The sequence below is a fragment of the Streptomyces sp. NPDC111744 genome (assembly GCF_055634995.1).
This window is the reverse complement of record NZ_JBVKCG010000015.1, coordinates 1-22322: the sequence shown is the minus strand read 5'-3', so window position 1 is coordinate 22322 and position 22322 is coordinate 1. Positions and strand designations below refer to the sequence as shown.

The 22322-nt window shown below is 69.6% G+C and carries 18 protein-coding genes, 1 rRNA gene, 3 pseudogenes and 1 riboswitch; of the genes and pseudogenes, 8 read left to right on the top strand and 14 right to left on the bottom strand.

Annotation, left to right across the window (positions count from 1 at the left end):
• Nucleotides 1–213 precede the first annotated feature (213 nt).
• The 3 genes from ACZ7OO_RS28790 (at nt 214) to ACZ7OO_RS28780 (ending at nt 3308) form a co-directional block, all read left to right on the top strand.
• Entirely contained in the window at nt 214–2169 is a 1956-nt protein-coding gene (locus ACZ7OO_RS28790; RefSeq protein WP_471509075.1) for an APC family permease, read from the top strand.
• Between the two features lie 115 nt (nt 2170–2284).
• On the top strand, nt 2285–2806 hold the full coding sequence (locus tag ACZ7OO_RS28785; protein ID WP_471509073.1) for a hypothetical protein: 522 nt from the start codon (nt 2285–2287) through the stop codon (nt 2804–2806).
• Between the two features lie 106 nt (nt 2807–2912).
• Nucleotides 2913–3308: a TOBE domain-containing protein gene (locus ACZ7OO_RS28780; RefSeq protein WP_352222067.1), complete on the top strand. Its 396-nt coding sequence runs from the start codon at nt 2913–2915 to the stop codon at nt 3306–3308.
• 68 nt (nt 3309–3376) lie between these two features.
• On the opposite strand, the pseudogene ACZ7OO_RS28775 reads toward ACZ7OO_RS28780, so the two are convergent.
• Nucleotides 3377–3517 (bottom strand): annotated as a pseudogene (locus tag ACZ7OO_RS28775) (PucR family transcriptional regulator); the annotation flags it as partial.
• Nucleotides 3518–3557: 40 nt separating this feature from the next.
• On the opposite strand from ACZ7OO_RS28775, the pseudogene ACZ7OO_RS28770 reads away from it, so the two are divergent.
• Nucleotides 3558–4629, top strand: a pseudogene (locus ACZ7OO_RS28770) (xanthine dehydrogenase family protein molybdopterin-binding subunit); the annotation flags it as partial.
• Here ACZ7OO_RS28770 and ACZ7OO_RS28765 read toward each other — a convergent pair.
• A complete protein-coding gene (locus ACZ7OO_RS28765) occupies nt 4544–5032 on the bottom strand; it encodes a molybdopterin-dependent oxidoreductase (protein ID WP_352222066.1) in 489 nt (162 codons plus the stop codon). The pseudogene ACZ7OO_RS28770 and the gene ACZ7OO_RS28765 sit on opposite strands and share 86 nt — an antisense overlap.
• Nucleotides 5033–5239: 207 nt before the next feature.
• Here ACZ7OO_RS28765 and modA point away from each other — a divergent pair, with 207 nt between their 5' ends.
• Genes modA through ACZ7OO_RS28750 form a run of 3 tightly spaced genes read left to right on the top strand, consistent with a single transcriptional unit; the run spans nt 5240 to nt 8117 of the window.
• Nucleotides 5240–6067, top strand: coding sequence for a molybdate ABC transporter substrate-binding protein (gene modA, locus ACZ7OO_RS28760; RefSeq protein WP_471509070.1), 828 nt, complete (start codon nt 5240–5242; stop codon nt 6065–6067).
• A complete protein-coding gene (gene modB / locus ACZ7OO_RS28755; protein ID WP_471509068.1) occupies nt 6064–6912 on the top strand; it encodes a molybdate ABC transporter permease subunit in 849 nt (282 codons plus the stop codon). Before modA ends, modB begins: the two co-directional genes overlap by 4 nt.
• Nucleotides 6909–8117 carry an ABC transporter ATP-binding protein gene (locus ACZ7OO_RS28750; RefSeq protein ID WP_471509067.1) on the top strand — a complete coding sequence of 403 codons (1209 nt, stop codon included), beginning with the start codon at nt 6909–6911 and terminating at the stop codon, nt 8115–8117. The genes modB and ACZ7OO_RS28750 overlap by 4 nt, the downstream gene beginning before the upstream one ends.
• A 68-nt stretch (nt 8118–8185) precedes the next feature.
• On the opposite strand, the gene gcvP is transcribed toward ACZ7OO_RS28750, so the two are convergent.
• The gene (gene gcvP / locus ACZ7OO_RS28745; RefSeq protein ID WP_471509065.1) at nt 8186–11071 is read right to left on the bottom strand and encodes an aminomethyl-transferring glycine dehydrogenase; all 2886 of its coding nucleotides are present in this window, start codon (nt 11069–11071) and stop codon (nt 8186–8188) included.
• 172 nt (nt 11072–11243) lie between these two features.
• Nucleotides 11244–11338: riboswitch (glycine riboswitch) on the bottom strand.
• A gap of 114 nt (nt 11339–11452) precedes the next feature.
• Between gcvP and ACZ7OO_RS28740 the strand changes: the two genes are divergently transcribed.
• Nucleotides 11453–11833, top strand: coding sequence for a PRC-barrel domain-containing protein (locus tag ACZ7OO_RS28740; protein WP_471509063.1), 381 nt, complete (start codon nt 11453–11455; stop codon nt 11831–11833).
• On the opposite strand, the pseudogene ACZ7OO_RS28735 reads toward ACZ7OO_RS28740, so the two are convergent.
• From ACZ7OO_RS28735 to rrf, 11 genes and pseudogenes are all read right to left on the bottom strand, one after another.
• Nucleotides 11746–13331: pseudogene (locus ACZ7OO_RS28735) on the bottom strand (DNA polymerase IV). The gene ACZ7OO_RS28740 and the pseudogene ACZ7OO_RS28735 overlap by 88 nt on opposite strands.
• Before the next feature lie 99 nt (nt 13332–13430).
• Entirely contained in the window at nt 13431–14075 is a 645-nt protein-coding gene (locus ACZ7OO_RS28730; RefSeq protein ID WP_471509061.1) for a MerR family transcriptional regulator, read from the bottom strand.
• Between the two features lie 264 nt (nt 14076–14339).
• Complete coding sequence (locus ACZ7OO_RS28725) at nt 14340–14813, bottom strand: bifunctional nuclease family protein (RefSeq protein ID WP_026253112.1); 474 nt, start codon at nt 14811–14813, stop codon at nt 14340–14342.
• Nucleotides 14814–14904: 91 nt separating this feature from the next.
• Nucleotides 14905–15642 carry a transcriptional regulator FtsR gene (gene ftsR, locus ACZ7OO_RS28720; protein ID WP_471509059.1) on the bottom strand — a complete coding sequence of 246 codons (738 nt, stop codon included), beginning with the start codon at nt 15640–15642 and terminating at the stop codon, nt 14905–14907.
• A gap of 41 nt (nt 15643–15683) precedes the next feature.
• The gene (locus tag ACZ7OO_RS28715) at nt 15684–16514 is read right to left on the bottom strand and encodes an FHA domain-containing protein (RefSeq protein ID WP_352226331.1); all 831 of its coding nucleotides are present in this window, start codon (nt 16512–16514) and stop codon (nt 15684–15686) included.
• Nucleotides 16515–16704: 190 nt separating this feature from the next.
• Complete coding sequence (locus ACZ7OO_RS28710; protein ID WP_471509057.1) at nt 16705–17541, bottom strand: DUF881 domain-containing protein; 837 nt, start codon at nt 17539–17541, stop codon at nt 16705–16707.
• A gap of 5 nt (nt 17542–17546) precedes the next feature.
• Nucleotides 17547–17879: a small basic family protein gene (locus ACZ7OO_RS28705; RefSeq protein ID WP_046727248.1), complete on the bottom strand. Its 333-nt coding sequence runs from the start codon at nt 17877–17879 to the stop codon at nt 17547–17549.
• Nucleotides 17876–18787, bottom strand: coding sequence for a DUF881 domain-containing protein (locus ACZ7OO_RS28700; RefSeq protein WP_471509055.1), 912 nt, complete (start codon nt 18785–18787; stop codon nt 17876–17878). The genes ACZ7OO_RS28705 and ACZ7OO_RS28700 overlap by 4 nt, the downstream gene beginning before the upstream one ends.
• Before the next feature lie 107 nt (nt 18788–18894).
• A complete protein-coding gene (locus tag ACZ7OO_RS28695; protein WP_471509053.1) occupies nt 18895–21390 on the bottom strand; it encodes a sugar phosphate nucleotidyltransferase in 2496 nt (831 codons plus the stop codon).
• A 116-nt stretch (nt 21391–21506) separates the two neighbouring features.
• Entirely contained in the window at nt 21507–22115 is a 609-nt protein-coding gene (locus ACZ7OO_RS28690) for a CDP-alcohol phosphatidyltransferase family protein (RefSeq protein WP_351712455.1), read from the bottom strand.
• 112 nt (nt 22116–22227) lie between these two features.
• Nucleotides 22228–22322: ribosomal RNA gene (gene rrf / locus ACZ7OO_RS28685) — 5S ribosomal RNA — on the bottom strand; the annotation flags it as partial.

Genomic DNA, 22322 nt, shown 5'->3' with positions numbered 1-22322 from the left:
TACAGCCGAGCGCCCTGTTCCAGCCTTCAGGCCACCTCTTCTTGATGCTCCACCACCGCCTGCCGTGCAATTCTTAACGCGAGCTTGACGCCCTCGGACCGCCGATCCATGGGCCCACGCGTCACTCTCTGCATACGCTGGTGCCGCCGTCCGCGTGATGGCCGGAATCGAACCACCCCGCACTCAGCGCGCCGGACACCAGGAGCCCGACCGATGGCCACAACCGAACATCCCCCTCCCAGTCGCCTGCGCGCCTGGATGCTGGAGGGGCTGTCCGACATGGGCAAGAGCGGCGGCCACACCGGGCCCCACGCGCAGCCCGAGCCCGCGCACAAGGGCCAGCGCTGGTGGCGGGTGATGTGCCTGACCGGTGTCGACTACTTCTCCACCCTCGGCTACCAGCCCGGCATCGCGGCCCTCGCGGCCGGTCTGCTGTCCCCGATCGCGACCATCGTGCTGGTCATCGTCACCCTGGCCGGCGCCCTGCCGGTCTACCGGCGCGTCGCCGAGGAGAGCCCGCACGGCGAGGGCTCCATCGCGATGCTGGAGCGGCTGCTCTCCTTCTGGCAGGGCAAGCTCTTCGTGCTGACCCTGCTGGGCTTCGCCGCCACCGACTTCCTCATCACCATCACCCTGTCGGCCGCCGACGCCTCCACCCACCTGGTGGAGAACCCGCATCTGACGGACTTCCTCCAGGGCAAGCAGATGTTGATCACGCTGATCCTGGTGGCGCTGCTCGGCGCGGTCTTCCTCAAGGGCTTCCTGGAGGCCATCGGCGTCGCGGTTGCCCTGGTAGGCATCTACCTCGCGCTCAACGTCGTGGTCGTGATCGTCGGCCTCTACCACGTCGTCACCGCGGGCCATGTCATCACCGACTGGACCAGCGCCCTCACCACGGAACACGGCAACGTCTTCGTCATGATCGGCGTGGCCCTGATCGTCTTCCCCAAGCTGGCGCTCGGCCTGTCCGGCTTCGAGACCGGCGTCGCCGTCATGCCGCACGTCCAGGGCGACCCCGGCGACACCGAGGAGCGGCCCACCGGCCGGATCCGGGACACCAAGAAGCTGCTCACCACGGCCGCCCTGATCATGAGCATCTTTCTGATCGCGACCAGCTTCATCACCACGCTGCTGATCCCGGAGAACGAGTTCAAGGCCGGTGGCAGCGCCAACGGCCGTGCGCTCGCCTACCTGGCGCACGAATACCTCGGCAACGCCTTCGGCACGGTCTACGACGTCTCGACCATCGCCATCCTGTGGTTCGCCGGCGCCTCCGCGATGGCCGGCCTGCTCAACCTGATGCCCCGCTACCTGCCCCGCTACGGCATGGCACCGCACTGGGCGCGCGCGGTGCGCCCCATGGTCATCGTCTTCACCCTGATCGCCTTCCTGGTCACCTGGATCTTCGACGCCAGCGTCGACGCGCAGGGCGGCGCCTACGCCACCGGTGTGCTGGTGCTGATCAGCTCCGCCGCCGTCGCGGTGACCATCGCCGCCCGCAAGGCCGGCCAGCAGAAGTGGGCTGTCGGCTTCGGGATCATCTCGGCGGTCTTCCTCTACACGACCGTCGTGAACGTCATCGAGCGACCCGACGGTGTGAAGATCGGTGCCTGCTTCATCGTCGGCATCATCCTCGTCTCGCTGCTGTCGCGCCTTGCCCGCGCCTTCGAGCTGCGTGTGACGAGCGTGACCCTCGACGACATGGCGGAACGATTCATCCGCGATATGGCCAGCCGCAAGATGCGGTTCATCGCCAACGAGCCGGACCGGCGCGACAAGGCCGAGTACCGCGACAAGATCGAACAGATCCGGGCCGACAACGACATGCCCGAACAGGAGGACTTCGTCTTCGTCGAGGTCACGGTCACCGACCCCTCCGAGTTCGAGGCGAGCCTGACCGTCCGCGGCGAGGTCCTGCACAACCGCTACCGCGTCCTGACCCTGGAGTCGGCGTCCATCCCCAACGCCCTGGCCGCCCTTCTGCTGCACGTCCGCGACGAGACCGCCGGCATCCCGCACATCTACTTCGAGTGGACCGAGGGCAACCCGTTCGCCAACTTCCTGCGCTTCTTCCTCTTCGGCCAGGGCGAGGTCGCCCCGGTCACCCGGGAGGTACTGCGCGAGGCGGAACCGGACCGCTCGCGACGGCCCCGCGTCCACACGGGCTGAGCGGCCACTCCGGAACGGACCACGGCGTAAGAACCCCGTCAATAACCGCTCCGTCCGCATAAGAACCCCGTCAGCCGCCGTTCCCTGGCGCCCGCCGGCCCCTACCGTCGGCCTCATGGAGGACAGAAGACGCAGGGGCCGGGCAACCGGCGACCGCACCTGGCGCGGCAGCGCACGCCTGGCGGTCGGGTGTGCCCTCGGCTTCGGCGGCCTGACGTTCCTGGTGGACTGGGACGCGGGCACCCTCACCCCGGTCCGCGCGCTGCTCTGGGTCACCCTGTCGGCCGCCATCCTCACCGTGCTGCTACCCGCCCGGGTCACGGCGGGCCCCGGCTGGCTGGCCGTACGCGGGCCCCTCCGCCGCCGTACCGTCCGTACCGACTCGCTCGTCTACGTCGGCCAGTACGGTGACATCTCCGCCCATCTGGTCCTGTGCGACACCGCCGGCCACCGGCTGGAGCTCGACCCGAACGTCCTGCACGCCAATCCGCTGCTCTGGCACGAACTGGACACCGGCGTGCGCCGCTCCCTGGCCCGCGGGACCCTGCGCCGGGGCACCGAGGTACTCGCCCAGCTCGGCCACGAGATCGACGACACCAACGCACAAGCGGTCCTTAAGGCATCCGGCCTCACCTGACCACGACGGACGCTGCCACATCCGACCGACATCCCACCCGGGCCGAAGTCCTCGGCAGATCAACTGCGGCGGACGTCCTGTCCGCACGCCCCGTTATCGTGACCACATGCAGTCCTACACGATCGGCCAGGCGGCACGGCTGCTCGGCGTCAGCCCGGACACCGCCCGCCGCTGGGCCGACGCCGGCCGGATGACCACCCATCGCGACGAGGGTGGCCGGCGGCTCATCGACGGCACGGACCTCGCCGCGTTCTCCGTCGAACTGGCCAGGGCCGGCACCGTCGAGGAGGACGCCTCCTACACCTCGGTCCGCAACGCCTTCCCCGGCATCGTCACCGCGATCAAGCTCGGCGACGTCGCCGCCCAGGTCGAGATCCAGGCCGGCCCGCACCGCCTGGTCTCCCTGCTGACCCGCGAGGCTGTCGAGGAACTGGGCCTGGAGGTCGGCATGGAGGCCACCGCCCGGGTGAAGTCGACGAACGTGCACATCGATCGCGTCTGACGCGGGCAGCGAAAGTGCTCCACCCGCTGCATCCGGTAGTGCACGGTGTTGACGTGCAGATGCAGCGCCTCGGCGGTCCGCGCCCAGGAGCCGTCGCAGGCCAGGAAGGTCTTCAGGCTGCTCAACAGCGCGGCGGAGGCGGCCCGTTCGCCGGTGAGCAGCGGGCCGAGGACGATCCGGCTGTAGCCCGCGCGGACGTCGGCCGGCACTCCGGTGAGCAACGCCGCCAGGCTGGTGAGCGCGGTGGCGCTCACCCCCGGCGGTCACGAGGAGATTCTGCACATCGCGAGCTACGGACTCGACCAGTGTGTCGATCGTGCGCCGTGCGCAGTCGGATCCGATCGTGGCCCAGGCGCCGGACGGCTGGCTGGTCGGCGAGGGCGCGGCTCTGGCGATGATCGCGACGGGTCCGCCGGGCGGCCATATCGCCGACGCCAAGGCCGCCGTGCTCCGACGGGAGCTTCGATCTGGCCGTCGGCACGGCCGAGTTCGGCAACGGCACCACGACCGTGCACAAGCAGATCGCGGCCGGCGAACTCGCCACCACCGTCGACCGGATCACGATCCGCCACTCCGACACCGATGTCGTACGGCATGACACGGGCGCGTTCGCCTCCACCGGCACCGTGGTGGCGCGCAAGGCCACCCTGCGCGCCTCCCGCCCCCTGACCGACCTGCTCCTGGACTTCACCGCGGCCCAGCTGCGCGTCCCGCGTGCCGACTGCCGACTCGCGCAGGAGGCCGTCCTGCATCCGGGCGGGCGGCTCCCCCTCAAGGAGCTGTACGTCGCCGCCCGTGCGGTCGGCGTCGAGCTCAGTGCCGACGGCCACTTCGGCGGCACCCCGCGCTCGGTCGCCTTCAACGCGCAGTGGTTCCGGGTGGCCGTCGACCCCGGCACGGGCGAGATCCGCATCCTGCGCGGTGCGCACGCGGCCGACGCGGGCAAGGTGATGAACCCGATGCCGTGCACGGGCCAGGCGGAGGGCGGGTCGCGCAGGCGCTCGGAGCCACGCTCTTCGAGAACGTACGGCTGGACGCGCGCGGTCAGGTCGAGACGGCGGTCTTCCGCCGCTACCGGCTCCCGCAGTACGCGGACATCCCGCGTACCGAGGTGCACTTCATGGAGACCGCCGACGCCATCGGGCCGCTGGGCGCCAAGTCGATGAGCGAGAGCCCGTTCAACCCGGTCGCCCCGGCGCTGGCCAACGCGCTGCGGGACGCGACCGGCGTGCGGTTCACGGAGCTGCCGCTGACGCGCGACCGGGTGTGGCGGGCACTGGATGCCAGCCGCCGTACGCCCCGTCCACCCGTATCCCGGTGATGCCGCTGATGTGCCGGGCCCCGCAGCGGTCCTGCGGCAGGACCAGTTGCGGGCCGGCCAGGTCCAGCGGGGTGTCGTCGATGCTGACGGCGAGCAGAACGGGGGCGTGAGCGAAATCCGGGTCGATCTCCGCCCAGGAGAGCAGCGCGTGGTGTCCGTCGGCGCCGGTGACCGCGATCAGGAAGCGCAGGCGGTCCTTGCGCCGGGCGGGGTCGAACCCCGGGCCCGCGTCGCTGAGGACGTCGTACAGCAGGGGTCCGGTGAAGCGGTGGTGCTGAACGCCGCTGGTGGCGCACTCGAAGCTGACCCGCACCCGGTGCTGGGGCCGGCGCAGGAGGTCGGGCACGGTGAGCCGGGCCGGCCGTGCCAGGTCCCCGGTGAGGTCGAGTGCGGCGAGCGTCATGTGCGGCCACCTCCTGGATGACGCTACCCACGGCACACCTCCGTACAAACGCACATGCCAGGATCAAGTCATAAGTGTGCAGCTCATGCGATGTGACAGAAGACTTACGCCTGGCACATGCGGCAGTATCATCTGCTGGCGGCTGATAGACAGGTCGCAGCAGGGCGCGACAGCTTTTCCATCTGGATTCAGAGGAGTTCACTCGTGATGACCCGTTCCGCGCGCCGGACCCGGCGGACGCTCCAGCTGGCCGGTGCCTCGGTCGCGGCCCTGCTGACCCTGGGCGCCTGCTCCTCCTCGAACGACGACTCCTCCGCGTCGACGAAGTCGGACACCTCGTCGTCGGCGTCGCCCAAGCTGTCGGGCTCGATCACCGTGTTCGCGGCGGCCTCCCTCAAGGAGAGCTTCACGACGCTGAAGGCGGACTTCGAGAAGGCGCACCCGGGCACGAAGGTCAACTTCAGCTTCGGCGGCAGTGACACCCTCGCCGCGCAGATCACCAGCGGGGCCCCCGCCGACGTCTTCGCCGCCGCGAGCGCCAAGACGATGGCGACCGTGACGGACAAGAAGGACACCGCCACCACGCCGGCCACCTTCGTCCGCAACCAGCTGGAGATCGCCACCCTGCCGGGCAACCCCGGCAAGGTCGCCTCGCTGAAGGACCTGACCAACTCGTCGCTGAAGGTGGTCCTCTGCGACAAGACGGTGCCGTGCGGGGCCGCGGCGCAGAAGGCCCTGGACGCCAGCAAGCTCAAGCTGACCCCGGTCTCCTACGAGGAGGACGTGAAGTCCGCCCTCAACAAGGTGGTCCTCAAGGAGGCCGACGCCGCGGTCGTCTACAAGACCGATGTGAAGGCCGCGGGTGACAAGGTGGAGGGCGTGGAGTTCCCCGAGTCCGCCGACGCCATCAACGACTATCCGATCGCCCTGCTGAAGAACGCCCCGAACCCGACGGTGGCCAAGGCGTTCATCGCGCTGGTGCAGTCCGCCGAGGGCCAGCAGGTCCTGAACGAGGCCGGGTTCCTCAAGCCGTGACGAAGGTCGACGAGCCGGGCGCCGGAGCCGTCACCGCCACGGGCGGCCCACGGCGCCGGCGCGTCCGGCCGGCGGTCCCGCTACCGCTCCTCCTCCCCGGAGCGGTAGCGCTGGCCTTCCTCCTCCTGCCCCTGCTCGCCCTGCTCCTGCGCGCTCCCTGGAGCAGCCTCCCGTCGCTGCTGACCAGCACGGAGGTGTGGCAGGCCCTTCGGCTCTCCCTGCTCAGCGCGACCGCGGCGACGGCCGTGAGCCTGGTCCTGGGGGTCCCCCTGGCCTGGCTGCTGGCCCGCACGGAGTTCCCCGGCCGAGGCTTCGTACGAGCACTGGTGACTCTCCCTCTGGTCCTCCCCCCGGTGGTCGGCGGTGTGGCGCTGCTCCTCGCCCTGGGCCGTAACGGGGTCGTCGGCCAGTGGCTGGACGACTGGTTCGGGATCACGCTCCCGTTCACGACGACCGCCGTGGTGATCGCCGAGTCCTTCGTGGCCATGCCCTTCCTGGTGATCAGCGTCGAGGGCACCCTGCGCGCCGCCGACCCGCGCTACGAGGAGGTGGCGACGACCCTGGGCGCCTCCCGCTTCACGGCGTTCCGCAGGGTCACGCTCCCCCTCATCGCCCCCGGCATCGCCGCCGGCTCGGTCCTGGCTTGGGCCCGCGCGCTCGGCGAGTTCGGCGCGACGATCACTTTCGCGGGCAACTTCCCAGGCCGCACCCAGACCATGCCGCTCGCCGTCTACCTGGCCCTCCAGAACGACCCCGACGCGGCGATCGCCCTCAGCCTGGTGCTGCTGGCGGTGTCGATCGCGGTGCTGGCGGGGTTGCGGGACCGTTGGATGACACCCTCATGACCAAGCCCGAGCCCACACAACCACCCCACACCCCATCCGCAGCGGCCGACGGCGCACGGCCCCCACTGGGGCCACCCGCACCTGACACCGATATCCGCACCGGTGGTGCGGGTGGGAATCACAACCCGGCCGAGGGCCGGGTACCCCCCGCCCACCCGCGGACCACCGACGGCCTCGATGCCCACCTCGTCGTCACCCGCCCCACCTTCCACCTCGACATCACTCTCACCGCCGCCCCCGGCGAGGTCGTCGCCCTCCTGGGCCCCAACGGCGCCGGCAAAACGACCGCCCTCCGCGCCCTCGCCGGCCTCACCCCCCTCACCGCCGGCCACCTCCACCTGGACGGCACGGAGTTGGACCGCACGCCCCCCGAATCCCGCCCGGTGGGCGTCGTCTTCCAGGACTACCTCCTCTTCCCTCACCTCACGGCCCTCGACAACGTCGCCTTCGGCCCCCGCTGCCAAGGCGCGACAAAGACCGAGGCCCGCGCCCAGGCAGCCGCGTGGCTGGACCGCATGGGTCTCGCGGAGCACACCGGCGCCAAACCCCGCCGCCTCTCCGGCGGCCAGGCCCAGCGCGTCGCACTGGCCCGAGCCCTGGCCACCCACCCCCGCCTGCTGCTCCTGGACGAACCCCTCGCCGCCCTCGACGCCCGCACCCGTCTGGACGTACGGTCCCAACTCCGTCGTCATCTGACCGGTTTCGAGGCCGTCGCGGTACTGGTCACCCACGACCCGCTGGACGCCATGGTGCTGGCCGACCGCCTGATCGTCATCGAGCAGGGCAGGATCGTCCAGGAGGGCACCCCCGCCGACATCGCCCGCCACCCGCGCACCGACTACATCGCGCACCTGGTCGGCCTCAACCTCTACCGCGGCCGGGCCGAGGGCCACCTGGTCAGGCTGGACACCGGCCCCGCCGTCGCCACCACGGAGGACCTCGCCGGTGACGTGTTCGTCGCGTTCCCGCCGAGCGCCGTCACCCTCTTCCGGGACCGCCCCACCGGCGCCAGCGCCCGCAACCTCTGGCGCTGCGAAATCGTCGGCCTGGAGATCCACGGCGACCAGATCCGCGCCGACCTGACCGGCGATCTCCCCCTCGCCGCCGACCTCACCACGGTGGCCGCCGCTGAACTGGACCTGCACCCCGGCGCCGCGGTCTGGGCGACGGTGAAGGCGGCACAGACCCACGCGTACCCGGCGTAGAACCGCACAGAACCGCACACGAGAGGCCCCGCCGAAGCGGGGCCTCTGTGCCGTACCCGTACCGCGGATCAGTCCTCGTACGCGTCCAGCGGCGGGCAGGAGCACACCAGGTTCCGGTCACCGAAGGCCTGGTCGATCCGGCGCACCGGCGGCCAGTACTTGTCGGCGGCGGACACCCCGACCGGGAAGACGGCCTGTTCACGGGTGTATGCGTGCTCCCACTCCCCGCCGAGCGCGGCGGCCGTGTGCGGAGCACCGCGCAGCGGGTTGTCGTCGCTGGGCCACTCCCCCGCCCCGACCTTGTCGATCTCCGCCCGGATGGCGATCATCGCCTCGCAGAAACGGTCCAGCTCACCGAGGTCCTCGGACTCGGTCGGCTCGATCATCAGCGTCCCGGCCACCGGGAAGGACATCGTCGGCGCGTGGAACCCGTAGTCGATGAGCCGCTTGGCGACATCGTCGACGCTCACCCCGGTCGCCTTGGTCAGCGGCCGCAGATCGATGATGCACTCGTGCGCGACCAGCCCGCCGGGCCCGGTGTAGAGCACGGGATAGTGCGGCTCCAGCCGCTTGGCGATGTAGTTGGCGCTGAGCACGGCAACCTGCGTGGCGCGCTTCAGCCCCTCGCCGCCCATGAGCCGGACGTACGCCCACGAGATCGGCAGGATCCCCGCGGAGCCCCACGGCGCGGCCGAGATCGGTCCGACACCGGTCTGCGGCCCGGCGGCCGGCTGGAGCGGGTGGTTCGGCAGGTACGGCGCCAGGTGGGCCCGTACGGCCACCGGACCGACGCCCGGCCCACCGCCGCCGTGCGGGATGCAGAAGGTCTTGTGCAGGTTGAGGTGGGAGACGTCGCCGCCGAAGTGCCCCGGCTTGGCGACCCCGACCAGGGCGTTGAGGTTGGCCCCGTCGACGTACACCTGGCCGCCGGCCTCGTGCACCTGCCCGCAGATGTCCGCGACATGCTCCTCGAACACGCCGTGCGTGGACGGGTATGTGATCATCAGCACGGCGAGCTGGTCGCGGTGCTGCTCGATCTTCGCCCGCAGGTCCTCGACATCGATCTCGCCGTCCTCGGCGGTCTTCACGACGACGACCTTCATCCCGGCCATGACGGCGCTGGCGGCGTTGGTGCCGTGCGCGGAGGAAGGGATCAGGCAGACGGTCCGCTGCGCATCGCCGTTGGCACGGTGGTAGGCGCGTACGGCGAGCAGCCCGGCCAGCTCACCCTGTGACCCGGCATTGGGCTGGAGCGACACCTTGTCGTAGCCGGTGACCTCGGCGAGCCGCTCCTCCAGCTCACGGATGAGCGTCAGATAGCCCTGCGCCTGCTCGGCGGGCGCGAAGGGGTGCAGCTGGCCGAACTCGGGCCAGGTGACCGGCTCCATCTCGGTCGTCGCGTTGAGCTTCATGGTGCAGGAGCCCAGCGGGATCATGCCCCGGTCCAGCGCGTAGTCCCGGTCGGCGAGCCGGCGCAGGTAGCGCAGCATCGCGGTCTCGGAACGGTGCTCGTGGAAGACGGGGTGGGCCAGGTAGCCGTCGCCGCGCAGCAGCGCCTCGGGCAGCGTGTCCTCGGCGACCGCGTCCAGCGTCTCGACGTCGCCCTCGACGCCGAACGCCGTCCATACGGCGCCCAGCTGGGCCCGCGTGGTGGTCTCGTCGCAGGCCATGGAGACGTGGTCCGCGTCCACGAGCCGCAGGTTGACACCGCTCTGCCGGGCGGCGGCGACGACCTCGGCGGCCTTGCCGGGCACGCGCGCGGTGAGAGTGTCGAAGTAGGCGCCGTGCACGATCTCGACCCCGCCGGCCCTGAGCCCCGCGGCCAGGATCGTGGCGTAGCGGTGGGTTCGCCGGGCGATGGCCCGCAGCCCCTCGGGCCCGTGGTAGACGGCGTACATGCCGGCCATCACGGCGAGCAGCACCTGCGCGGTGCAGATGTTGCTGGTGGCCTTCTCACGGCGGATGTGCTGTTCGCGCGTCTGCAGCGCGAGCCGGTAGGCCTTGTGCCCGTCGGCGTCCACGGACACGCCCACGAGCCGCCCGGGCAGGCTGCGCGCGAACTTCTCCCGCACCGCCATGTAGCCCGCGTGCGGCCCGCCGAAGCCCATCGGCACACCGAACCGCTGGGTCGTACCGACGGCGATGTCGGCGCCCAGCTCACCCGGCGAGGTCAGCAGCGTCAGCGCGAGCAGGTCGGCGGCGACGGTGACGAGCGCGCCCAGCCCGTGCGCCTGCTCGACGAGCGGCTTGATGTCGCGTACGGCACCGGAAGCACCGGGGTACTGGACGAGCACCCCGTTGATCTCACGCGAGGCGAGGTCCGCCGGAATCCCGTCGCTGAGGTCCGCGACGACGACCTCGACCCCCGTCGGTTCGGCCCGCGTCCGGATCACGGCGACGGTCTGCGGCAGCGCGTCCGCGTCGATGACGAAGACGCCCTTCTTGTTCTTGCCCATGCGCAGCGACAGAGCCATGGCCTCGGCGGCGGCCGTGCCCTCGTCGAGCAGCGAGGCACCGGAGGTGGGCAGCCCGGTGAGGTCGGCGACCATGGTCTGGAAGTTCAGCAGCGCTTCCAGCCGGCCCTGGGAGATCTCCGGCTGATACGGGGTGTAAGCCGTGTACCAGGCAGGGTTCTCCATCACGTTGCGCAGGATGACGGGCGGCGTGAAGGTGCCGTAGTAGCCGAGCCCGATCATCGAGTCGAGCACCTGGTTCCGGTCCGCCAGCGACCGCAGTTCGGCCAGCACCTCGGCCTCGGTGCGCGCACCCGGCAGTTCCAGGGTGTCGGCGTTCTTGATCACGTCCGGCACGGCGGCAGCGGTCAGCTCGTCGAGCGAGCCGTACCCGACCTGGGCGAGCATCTTGGCCCGGGCCCCGTGATCGGGCCCGATATGGCGCTGCTCGAACGGGATTCCCTGTTCAAGCTCGGAGAGCGGAACACGCTGGGCGGTCATTGCGGAGGCCTCCTGGTCTGACGCGACCTTCGAGGGGTACCCAGGCGGGCACCCCGACGGCCTCCCCCTCTGTCATCTCAACCTGAGAGCTTCGCCGGACGCCCAGGGGATCCGGCTTTCACCGTCGGTGAGAGCGGACGCCGTCGACGCCCGCCCTGCTTTCCAGAGTGACCTCGTCCGTGCGGTACGTGAGCCTGAGAGATTCCGGGGAGGATTTGCTCCTTCGGCGCCTCCGGTCTGCCCGGAGGACTCTCCCGCACGGGGTCAGCAGCCGCTTGCCAGCCTACCAGCGAGGGCAACGCACGGACCTTCGAGTGGCCGCCTCCTTCAATGTGCTCTTTTGTAGTGCTTACGGATGAGTTGCGACCAAGTGGAGGGCCCGTGCAGACCGACATTGATCCGCGCAACCTGATCGGCCGCAAGGCGTTCGACTGCCACGGCACGAAGATCGGCACGATCGACGAGGTCTACCTCGACGACGCGACCGGTGTGCCGGAGTGGGCGGCCATACGCACCGGCCTGTTCTCCCGGGACGCCTTCGTGCCCCTGGAGCCCAGCGAGCTGGTCGAGGGCACCCTCCAGGTCCCCTTCGACCGCGCCCTGATCAAAGATGCCCCCGACTTCGGCGTGGGCCGCCACCTCTCCCCGGAGCAGGAACTTCAGCTCTATCACCACTACGGCCTGGACATGACCGCCCCACCCGCCGACCACCCGGACCACGACTTCGGCAAACTGGCGGGAACCGAGGACGCGGGCGCGTAGACGGCGCGCGCGCCTCTCCAGCCGCGGGCAGTCGTGCCGCTGGGGCGGCACGGGTGGACGCTGGGGATGCCCCCTCTGGGGGAGGCGTCCTGCGAGCGCCGGTAAGCGACCCCCACCTCCGCCCAGCCCTCACCCCGGGTCACGCACCAACCCCGTCCACTGGAATCTCCGGCACCAACGGCAACGGATCCACCGGCTCCAGCTCAGGATCCTCCACCCGGAACGTCCGCACCCGCCCCGGCTCCACCGACCCCGGCGTCTCGAACCGAACCGTCACCCTCCCCAGCCCACTCCCCTGCACCCACCCGTGTCCGTACTCGGCATGCCGGACGTCGTGCCCCGAAGGCCATCTCCGCTCTACGACCACCTCCTGCTCGGCGACCGGCTCGGCCGCGTCCTCCTCCGCCAGGACCTCTGCCGCCTCCCCCGCCGCCTGCGCGAACAGATCCTCCTGTGTGAAGTCGGCCAGCCCCGTCACCCCCACCCCCAGCAACCGCACACCCCCCGTCGTGTCCACCGAGTCCAGCAACCGCGCGGCCGCCTCCCGCACCACCGCCGGATCGTCGGTCGGCCCCCTGAGCGTCTCCGACCGGGTGAGCGTCGAGAAGTCGTACCGCCGTACCTTCAGCACGATGGTCCGCCCCGACAGCCCGGCCCCCCGGAGCCTGCGCACACACCGGTCGGCCAGCCGCTGCACCTCCATCCCCACCCGCAGCCGGTCATGGATGTCCACGTCGTACGTGTCCTCGACGGATACCGACTTGGCCTCCCGCTCGGCGACCACCGGCCGTTCGTCGTGCGCCAGTGCCATCGCGTGCAGCGCATGCCCATGGGCCTTGCCCAGCAGCCGTACCAGCTCGTCCTCCCCCGCCTCGGCGATCTCGTCGACCGTGGTGATCCCGGCCCGCCGCAGATGGTCCCCCGTCGCCGGCCCCACGCCCGGCAGGGTCCGCACCGACATCGGCCCGAGCATCGCCCGCTCCGTGCCCGGCTCGATCAGCACCAGCCCGTCCGGCTTGGCCTGCTCGGAGGCGATCTTCGCGAGCATCTTGGAGGCGGCGAGCCCGACCGACCCGGAGAGCCCCGTGGCCGCCCGTATGTCCGCGCGCAGCTTCTCCCCCACCAGCCGCGCCGACACCGCGTCCCAGGCCACCTCACCCGCCTCCAGGTCGACGAACGCCTCGTCCAGGCTCAACGGCTCCACCAGCGGCGACAGCTCGTGCAGCAGCGCCATCACCTGCTCGCTGATCGACCGGTACAACCCGAAGCGCGGCACGAGATACGCGGCGTTCGGCGCCAGCCTGCGCGCCTGTGCCATCGGCATCGCGGAGTGCACCCCGAACACCCGTGCCTCGTACGAGGCGGTGGCCACCACCCCGCGCGGTCCGAGCCCGCCCACGACCACGGCCTTCCCGCGCAGACTCGGCTTGGATGCCTGCTCCACCGAGGCGTAGAAGGCATCCATGTCGAGATGCAGGATCGTGGGCGCGTTTCTCACATCTCCGATGCTGCACCACGCCACTGACAATGCCCCGGCACGGTTCCGTGCCGGGGCATCACAACAGGCTCAAGGGGCTGAAGGGTGCGGTCCGGGGCGTCAGACCGCGCGGTTGCGACGCCGCGCCAGCTCGTCGGCGGGGTTGGGCCCGACCAGGGTCTCGCCGGTGTCGACACGCTCGCCGTGCAGCTGGGAGAGCGCGCTTTCCACGTCCCGCCAGACCACGCCGACCGCGATCCCGAAGATGCCCTGGCCGCCCTGGAGCAGGGCGTGGACCTCATCGGGCGAGGTGCACTCGTAGACCGTGGCGCCGTCGCTCATGAGGGTCATGCGCTCCAGGTCGCAGAAACCGCGTTCTCTGAGATGGTGCACGGCGGTGCGGATGTTCTGAAGGGACACCCCGGTGTCCAGGAACCGCTTGACGATCTTCAGAACGACGACGTCCCGGAAGCTGTACAGGCGCTGGGTGCCCGACCCGTAGGCGGGCCGCACGCTGGGCTCGACCAGGCCGGTGCGGGCCCAGTAGTCGAGTTGCCGGTAGGTGATGCCGGCCGCCGCACAGGCCGTGGGCCCCCGGTAGCCGATCTCCTCGGTCGTCATGGACGCCGCCCCTCCGCCGCTCGGCACTGCCGTCGGCCGCTGCGGAGCGTGACCGGCAGTGCTGCCGTGAAGCGAGTACGGACCGCTCTCCCCGAGACGGCGTCCCGGGGCACCCCCAGCCGTACCGTCGCCGCTGCTTCTCACGCCGACCTCCGTCCTTGACCTGCCTTCTCGACGGTAGGCAGTCACCAGGGGTGCGTCAACGATCGCCACACTCGGCACGCCGAGTGATAATCACCCTAGGAGTGGTTTCCCGTGCCCCACCGCGGGGAAAGGCTAGCCGAATGCTCTGGCGGTAAAGCGTAGGACGCTCTCAGTGGCCGCTGGCAATTGCCCATGAGTTTCGGCTGTGACCAGCCGTGAACCGGCCCGTCACCGACCTCTTGGGTGACGGGCCGCTCCGGTCTGTCACTGGCTGCTGGTGCCGAAGTCCTCGGGCGAGATCTGGTCGAGGAACTCGCGGAACTTCTCCACCTCGTCCTCCTGCTCGTCGGGGATCGCGATGCCCGCGTCGTCCAGCACCGTGTCGCTCCCGTAGATCGGCGTTCCGGTGCGCAGCGCCAGCGCTATGGCGTCGGACGGACGGGCGCTCACCTCGACACCGCTGGCGAAGACCAGCTCCGCGTAGAAGACGCCCTCACGGAGGTCCGTGATGCGTACTTCGGTGAGCTCCTGGCCGACGGCCTCCAGCACGTCCTTGAACAGGTCGTGGGTCAGCGGTCGCGCGGGGGCCATACCCTGCTGGGCGAAGGCGATCGCCGTCGCCTCCCCCGGCCCGATCCAGATGGGGAGGTAACGGTCGCCTCCCACTTCGCGCAGGAGCACGATCGGTTGGTTGGAGGGCATTTCCACCCGGACACCTACGACATCGAGCTCGTTCACACAGCAACCCTAGGCCGTGCCCGGGACGTTTGGGTAGTCGGGCCCGGAACGCGCGCCCGATCCGGCCTCCGCCCGGGTCCTGTCACGATGGTCACGGCAGCCGCACCCCAAGCGCGGTCTGCACCAGTGCGGCGTGCAGCTTCACCGTGAGCGCCGCCAGTTCCTTCGTACGGGCCTCCGCATGGGCCCTGGTCTGCGGATTGCGGTGCCGCTTGAGCGGGGCCACCACCTGGTCCACCAGGCCCGCCTCACGGTCGGCGGCGGCCTTCATCACCCGCAGATGGCGCGGCTCGATCCCGAACCGGCCCAGCTCGGTCACCAGCGCGGCCACGGTGACCGCCTCGGCGTCGTACACGCCGTCCTCCAGGGGAGCGAGCAGCCCGTACGACTCCCACTCCGCCAGGCAGTTCTCGTCGATCTCGGCGGCCGCGAGCAGCTCGTCCCGCCCGATCCGCGCCACCGAGGGCGCCTCGGGAACCATCGGCACCGCTTCACCGTCCCGCTGCCGCCCCAGCACGGGCGGCTGCACGGCCTCGCCGCGCTCCATGGCCTCCAGGTACTCCCGGATGACCTTCAGCGGCAGATAGTGGTCCCGCTGCATCCTCAGGACGTGTCCGAGACGCTCCACGTCCGCGGCGCTGAACTTGCGGTACCCGGACGGGGTCCGGCGCGGTTCGATCAGCCCCTCCGACTCGAGGAAGCGGATCTTGGAGATGGTGACTTCGGGGAACTCGTCGCGCAGCACGTTCAGCACCGTGCCGATGCTCATCAGCCCGGTTTCCGTGGCGGCGGTGCCGTGACCGGTACCGCCGCTCGGTTTGTGCAGCATGGACCTTCTTCCCTGGGGTCCCCCGGACGAGGCCCGGGGGGTCAGATGCCCTGCCGGCTCGCGTAGAAGACCAGCCGGTACTTACCGATCTGGACCTCGTCACCGTTCGACAGAGCGACCTGGTCGATGCGCTCCCGGTTGACGTACGTGCCGTTGAGGCTGCCCACGTCGGCCACCGTGAACGAGCCGTCCGGCTGGCGGCGGAACTCCACATGGCGGCGCGAGACCGTCACGTCGTCCAGGAAGATGTCGCTCTGCGGATGACGGCCGGCCGTGGTCAGGTCGCTGTCCAGCAGGAAGCGGCTACCCGAGTTCGGTCCGCGGCGCACGACGAGCAGCGCGGAACCGAGCGGCAGCGCGTCGACGGCCGCCTGTGCCTCGGGCGAGAGCGCCGGTGCCTGGGTCTGGCCGGTGACCTCGGCGTCGTAGGCCTCGAGACCGGAGATCGAGATCGTGGACGTCGTCTCCGACGCACGCTCGGGGACGGCGCCCGCGCGCAGCGGAGCACCGCAGTTGGAACAGAAGCGGGCGTTCTCCGCGTTGCGGTTACCGCACCTCGTACAAACCAGGGCCGACATGGACGGATCCTCCTGCCGCGGCTGCCCCGCCGGGGCGTTTGACGCGTACGGGTCGGAGGTAAACCCTCCACCCGCACCTGAGGTTGACGGTTGCCCGAAACCTATGCCGCCGGACTGCGACGGGTCAACTGACCGCGCGCCCTGACCTCCCGAAATGTCACCCCCCGGACCAGCCACCTGGTCCCGGAACAGCGGGCGCTGACCGTCCGCGTCAGGCTGTGCGCGATGGCGAGCGGTCGCGTTGTCGCTGCCCTCTCGCGCGCTCTTGCCGAACAACTTCGAAAACAACTTCACGGGCGATTCCCCTTGACCGAAACAGACCCGCCCGTGGGGCAGGACGAACCCTGACTGAATAGACCGGCCGACCCGGACAACCTCACAACGTCCGTATCCACCAAACAGTTTCCACCACGCACCGGCTCCCCGGTGCGCCGACCCCCCGCATCCTCATGCCCCTGCCGGACGTCCCGCATGCACCGCCGGTTCACTGTGCAGACGACCGAGCGTAGTCAGGCTGCTTCGCCGGTCGCAAGGCATCCACAACGATCTTGGTCGACCGCTCGACGGTCACAGTCGCCTGCTCCTTCTCGAGGGTCTGCACCACACCTCCGGGGATGTTGAGGGCCGGTTCGAGGTCCTGCGGTTTGCCGATCACCTTGAAAACGTAAGGCTGGGTGATCTTGTTCCCGTCGACGCTCACGCTCTTCCCGGAGCCGGTGAGATAGGTGCCGGCGACCACCCGCACCCCGTTGACCTGGATCGCCTCCGCGCCGGCCGCGCGCAACTCCTGGATCGCGTCGAGCAGCATGTCCGCCTGTACCGTTCCCTTCGGGTCGTCGACCGTCATCGTGATGCCAGGACCCTGCGCCGCCACGGTGCCCGCCAGAATGCCGAGTTGCCTCTCCTTCTCGACCGTCTGCTTGCGTGCCTCCGCCGCCTGGTCGGAGCTGCTCTGCAACTCCTGACGCTGTTTTTCGAGTCCTGTCTTCTCGTCCTCAAGACGCTGAGTACGGTCGTCCAGTTCATCGAGGATGCGAACAAGATCCTCCTGGCGGGCCCCGCGCAACGCGCTGTCACTGTTGCTGTTCGACGCCACCTGCACGGCGAGGCCGAATCCGAGCCCGAACAGCAGCACGGCGACGATCAGTTGGGCCCGGCTCACCCGCGGCGGCCACAGCCCCTGGACCAGCCGCTGCCGGCCGGTCGGCCCGGCCTCCGGCTTCGGCTCGGCGGCGGACCCGGTCTCCGTCGCCGCGGCCGGCACCTCGGCGGGCAATTCCTTGCGGAGCCGGTGCTCCGGCCGTTTCTCGTGCTCGCTCATGCCGCTCACGCCCGGAAGACATGCCGTCGGATCGCCGCGGCGTTGGAGAAGATACGGATACCGAGGACCACGACGACACCCGTGGACAGCTGCGAGCCCACACCCAACTTGTCGCCCAGGAACACGATCAGCGCGGCCACCACCACGTTGGACAGGAACGACACCACGAAGACCTTGTCGTCGAAGATCCCGTCGAGCATGGCCCGCAGCCCGCCGAAGACGGCGTCGAGCGCCGCGACGACGGCGATCGGCAGATACGGCTCGACGACCGCCGGAACCTCAGGACGGACCAACAGTCCGGCCACGACGCCCACGACGAGGCCAAGTACGGCGATCACGATGTGCCCTTCTCAGTCTTCTCGGTGTACGGCTCAGCCGTACGTACGATCACGCTGGGTGCGGCGGGCAGCCGGACGTCACTCTCCGTGGAGATCGTCGCCCGGATGCCGAAGTTCTCCTCCAGGGCATGCAGATACAGCCCGTCCGGGCTGTCCTGGAACCTGGAGCCGAGCCTCTCCCCGTCCCCCACCGCCAGCACCGTGTACGGCGGGACCAGCGGCCTGTTGTCGACCAGTATCGCGTCTCCCGCGGCCCTGATCGCGGACAGGGCCGTCAGCCGCTGCCCGTTGATGGAGATCGCCTCCGCACCCGAGGCCCACAGCCCGTTCACGACGCGCTGCATGTCGTGGTCACGCACCCGGCCGGTGTCGGAGAACCCGGAGGTCTCCCGCGGGTTGCTGCCGTCGCCGCCCGAGGAGGCCTCCTTGGCGTCGCTCACGACCAGCTTCACGCCGGGACCGTGCACCGCCGTGGCTCCCGACAGGATGCCCACCAGGTCGGCCTGCCCGCTGACGCCGCTCTCCTTCAGCGCCGCGCGCTGGCGGGCGCTGACGTCGTCACGAAGTTTGTCGACATTGGTCTCCAGCTTGTCGGCGGCCACCGTCTCACGGTCGATACGGTCGATGAGTTCCTGGCGCTCCTTGGCCACGACAGGGGCCGTCACGCGCGCCTGGGCCGCTCCCACGGTCACCACGAGGGCCGCGAGCACCAGGCCGCCGGCGAGGCCCAGCCTCGCCCGGAGGGTCTTCGGCATGCCGCCGCCCTCGCCCTGGGCCCGCTTACGGGCCGCTGCCTCGGCGTATCCGTCGTCGAGGCTGTGATCCATGACGTTGGTGATCAACGACATGGAGGCGTCCGGGCGGTGCGGCCGGGTGGCGCTGCTCCGAACGGGGGGTTGCTGCGGCATGCCGCACATCGTCGCACGTTGCGACCGGTACCTCCGAATGGCCCCACCGGCGTGCCGGACAGGCCCCGTCGGGGGACACTTGTCCGGCACGCGCGCGTGCGGCGGATCTACCGTCCGGCGCTGTCCACGATCGCCGCCCATTCGTCCAACAACGCCTGTGCGGAGGCGTCGTCGGGCCCTTCGGCCCACAGATGGGTGACCGCCTCGGCCGGGTCGGGCAGCACCATCACCCAGCGACCGTCCGTCTCCACGACCCGCACTCCGTCGGTCGTGTCCACGAAGCGATCACCGGCCGCCTCGACGACACGTCGCATGACCAGGCCCTTGACAGCCCACGGGGTCGCCAGGTCCCGCTTGAGGACATGCGCCCGCGGGATCCGGGCGTCGATCTGGCTGAGCGTGAGCTGGGTCCGCGCCACCAGGCCGATCAGGCGCACGAAGGCGGCCGTACCGTCGTAGACGCTGCTGAACTCGGGGACGATGAATCCGCCCTTGCCGTCACCACCGAAGATGGTGCCTTCCTCGCGCCCCACGCGCGTGAGGTCGTCGGGCGACGTGGTCGTCCACTCGACCTGGGTGCCGTGGTAGGCGGCCACCTGCTCGGCGATCCGGGTCGTGGTGACCGGAAGCGCCACACGGCCGCTGCGTCGCTCGGCGGCGACCAGATCGAGCATCACCAGCAGCGCGCGGTCGTCCTCGATGATGCGGCCCTTCTCGTCCACCAGGGACAGCCGCTCACCCACCGGGTCGAACCGCACGCCGAACGCGGCCCGGGAGGACGCCACGATCTCGCCGAGACGCACCAGCCCCGCCCGCCGCTGATCCGCCGTCTCCGTCGGCCTGGCCTCGTTGAGACCGGGGTTGACGGTCAGCGAGTCCACGCCGAGCTTCCCGAGCAGGCTGGGCAGAACGAGCCCGGCGCTGCCGTTGGAGGCGTCCACCACGACCTTCAGGCCGGCCTCGGCTATCCCGGTCGTGTCGACGTTCCGCAGCAGCGAACCCGTGTACGAGTCGAAGACACTGGCCGGGAAGTACAGGTCGCCGATCTCACCCGGGAACGCACGCCGGTACTCCTGCCGCGCGAAGATCCGGTCCAGCTTCCGCTGGCTGGCCTGCGAGAGGTCCGCACCCTGCCCGTCGAAGAACATGATGTCGACGGAGTCCGGCACCCCGGGCGAGGTCCGGATCATGATGCCGCCGGCGCTGCCCCGCCCGGTCTGCTGCCGCGCCACCGGCAGGGGCACGTTCTCCAGGTCACGTACATCGATGGCACTCGCCTGGAGAGCGGAGATGACCGCCCGCTTGAGCGCGCGGGCACCACGGGAGTGGTCACGGGCCGTGGTGACCGTGGAGCCCTTCTTCAGGGTGGTCGCATACGCGCCGGCGAGCCGTACGGCCAGTTCCGGTGTGATCTCCACGTTCAGGATTCCGGAGACACCACGGGCACCGAAGAGATGCGCCTGCCCGCGGGACTCCCAGATCACCGAGGTGTTGACGAACGCGCCGGCCTCGATGGTCTTGAACGGATAGACCCGGACGTTGCCCTGGACGATCGATTCTTCGCCGATCAGGCACTCGTCACCGATGACCGCGCCGTCCTCGATCCGGGCGGCCCGCATGATGTCCGTGTTCTTCCCGACGACACAGCCGCGCAGATTACTGTGCTGCCCGACGTAGACGTTGTCGTGCACAACGGCCCGGTGCAGGAAGGCACCGCTCTTGACGACGACGTTGGAGCCCACGACGGTGTGTTCGCGGATTTCGGTGCCGGCCTCGACCTTGGCGTAGTCACCGATGTACAGCGGTCCACGCAGCACGGCATCGGCGTGCACCTCGGCGCCCTCGGCCACCCATACGCCGGGTGATATCTCGAAGCCGTCGATGTCGACGTCGACCTTGCCCTCCAGGACGTCGGCCTGCGCCTTCACATACGACTCGTGGGTGCCGACGTCCTCCCAGTAGCCCTCTGCGACATAGCCGTAGATCGGCTTGCCCTCCTTCATCAATTGCGGGAAGACATCGCCGGACCAGTCGACGGGAACGTCGGCCTCGACGTAGTCGAATACCTCGGGTTCCATGACGTAGATGCCCGTGTTCACCGTGTCGGAGAAGACCTGCCCCCAGGTCGGCTTCTCAAGGAATCGCTCGACCTTCCCCTCTTCGTCGACGATGGTGATGCCGAATTCCAGCGGATTGGGCACACGGGTCAGGCAGACCGTGACGAGCGCACCCTTCGCCTTGTGGAAGTTGATCAGTTCGGTGAGGTCGAAGTCGGTCAGCGCGTCGCCGGAGATGACGAGGAAAGCATCGTCCTTCAACGCCTCTTCGGCGTTCTTGACGCTTCCGGCAGTACCGAGTGGCTTCTCCTCGTTGGCATAGGTGAGCTCCATACCGAGCTCTTCGCCGTCCCCGAAGTAGTTCTTGACGAGCGATGCCAGGAACTGCACGGTGACGACGGTCTCGGTGAGCCCATGCCTTTTGAGCAGCCGCAGCACATGCTCCATGATCGGGCGGTTCACCACCGGAAGGAGCGGCTTGGGCATGCTAGAGGTCATGGGGCGAAGGCGTGTGCCTTCACCACCGGCCATCACGACGGCCTTCATGTCGGAAGCGTCCTCCTCTAAAAGATGACGGTCTAGCCGACTTCACCCGTCACGATTGTCCCGCACTTTTCCGCCGCGGGCCATCGAGAGCCACCACGTCCGGACAATCGCCAGGCTCAATCGGCTGTGGCGTCCGCGCGAACGAGACGACGGACCTGCACCACGTAGAGCACTCCTGCCCACCAATAGAGGGTTGTACCCCATCCGGCGAACGCCCATCCGAAAATTGCAGCGAGTGACGAGATCCAGCCGCTTCCGTCACTGAGCAGCAGGAGCGGGAAGGCGTACATCAGGTTGAACGTGGCGGCCTTGCCAAGGAAGTTCACCTGCGGAGGCGGATAGCCGTGCCGCCGGAGGATCCCCACCATCACCAGCAGCACCAGCTCGCGCAGCAGTAGCACGGCCGTCAACCAGAGCGGCAGGATCTCGCGCCAGGTGAGTCCGACCAGCGTCGACAGGATGTAGAGCCGGTCCGCGGCGGGGTCCAGCAGCCGGCCGAGGCTGCTGATCTGGTTCCAGCGCCGGGCGAGCTTGCCGTCCAGGTAGTCGCTGATGCCGCTGAAGGCGAGCACCAGCAACGCCCAGCCGTCGCTTTTGGGCCCGCCGAACTCGGGCCTGAGGATCAACCACAGGAAGACGGGTACGCCGACGAGACGCGCCATGCTGAGGATGTTCGGGATGGTGAGGACCCGATCCGTCTGGACACGGGTCTCCTGGACCTCCACCCGGGGGCCTCCTGTGATGGGAAACGAGCCAACTTTGCCCCCTGACCTTACCCCAACGCAAAAAAGCTCTGGCTCTTGGGCTTGGTGCCCAAGAGCCAGAGCTCTAAAAGGAGTTCGGCGGTGTCCTACTCTCCCACAGGGTCCCCCCTGCAGTACCATCGGCGCTGTAAGGCTTAGCTTCCGGGTTCGGAATGTAACCGGGCGTTT

What these genes read in the sequence shown, in the direction of transcription:
- ACZ7OO_RS28790 (WP_471509075.1), top strand. Translation starts at nt 214, where the DNA reads ATGGCCACAACCGAACATCCCCCTCCCAGTCGCCTGCGCGCCTGGATG.
- ACZ7OO_RS28785 (WP_471509073.1), top strand. Translation starts at nt 2,285, where the DNA reads ATGGAGGACAGAAGACGCAGGGGCCGGGCAACCGGCGACCGCACCTGG.
- ACZ7OO_RS28780 (WP_352222067.1), top strand. Translation starts at nt 2,913, where the DNA reads ATGCAGTCCTACACGATCGGCCAGGCGGCACGGCTGCTCGGCGTCAGC.
- ACZ7OO_RS28765 (WP_352222066.1), bottom strand. Translation starts at nt 5,032, where the DNA reads ATGACGCTCGCCGCACTCGACCTCACCGGGGACCTGGCACGGCCGGCC.
- modA (WP_471509070.1), top strand. Translation starts at nt 5,240, where the DNA reads ATGACCCGTTCCGCGCGCCGGACCCGGCGGACGCTCCAGCTGGCCGGT.
- ACZ7OO_RS28750 (WP_471509067.1), top strand. Translation starts at nt 6,909, where the DNA reads ATGACCAAGCCCGAGCCCACACAACCACCCCACACCCCATCCGCAGCG.
- gcvP (WP_471509065.1), bottom strand. Translation starts at nt 11,071, where the DNA reads ATGACCGCCCAGCGTGTTCCGCTCTCCGAGCTTGAACAGGGAATCCCG.
- ftsR (WP_471509059.1), bottom strand. Translation starts at nt 15,642, where the DNA reads ATGCTGCACAAACCGAGCGGCGGTACCGGTCACGGCACCGCCGCCACG.
- ACZ7OO_RS28710 (WP_471509057.1), bottom strand. Translation starts at nt 17,541, where the DNA reads ATGAGCGAGCACGAGAAACGGCCGGAGCACCGGCTCCGCAAGGAATTG.
- ACZ7OO_RS28700 (WP_471509055.1), bottom strand. Translation starts at nt 18,787, where the DNA reads ATGCCGCAGCAACCCCCCGTTCGGAGCAGCGCCACCCGGCCGCACCGC.
- ACZ7OO_RS28695 (WP_471509053.1), bottom strand. Translation starts at nt 21,390, where the DNA reads ATGAAGGCCGTCGTGATGGCCGGTGGTGAAGGCACACGCCTTCGCCCC.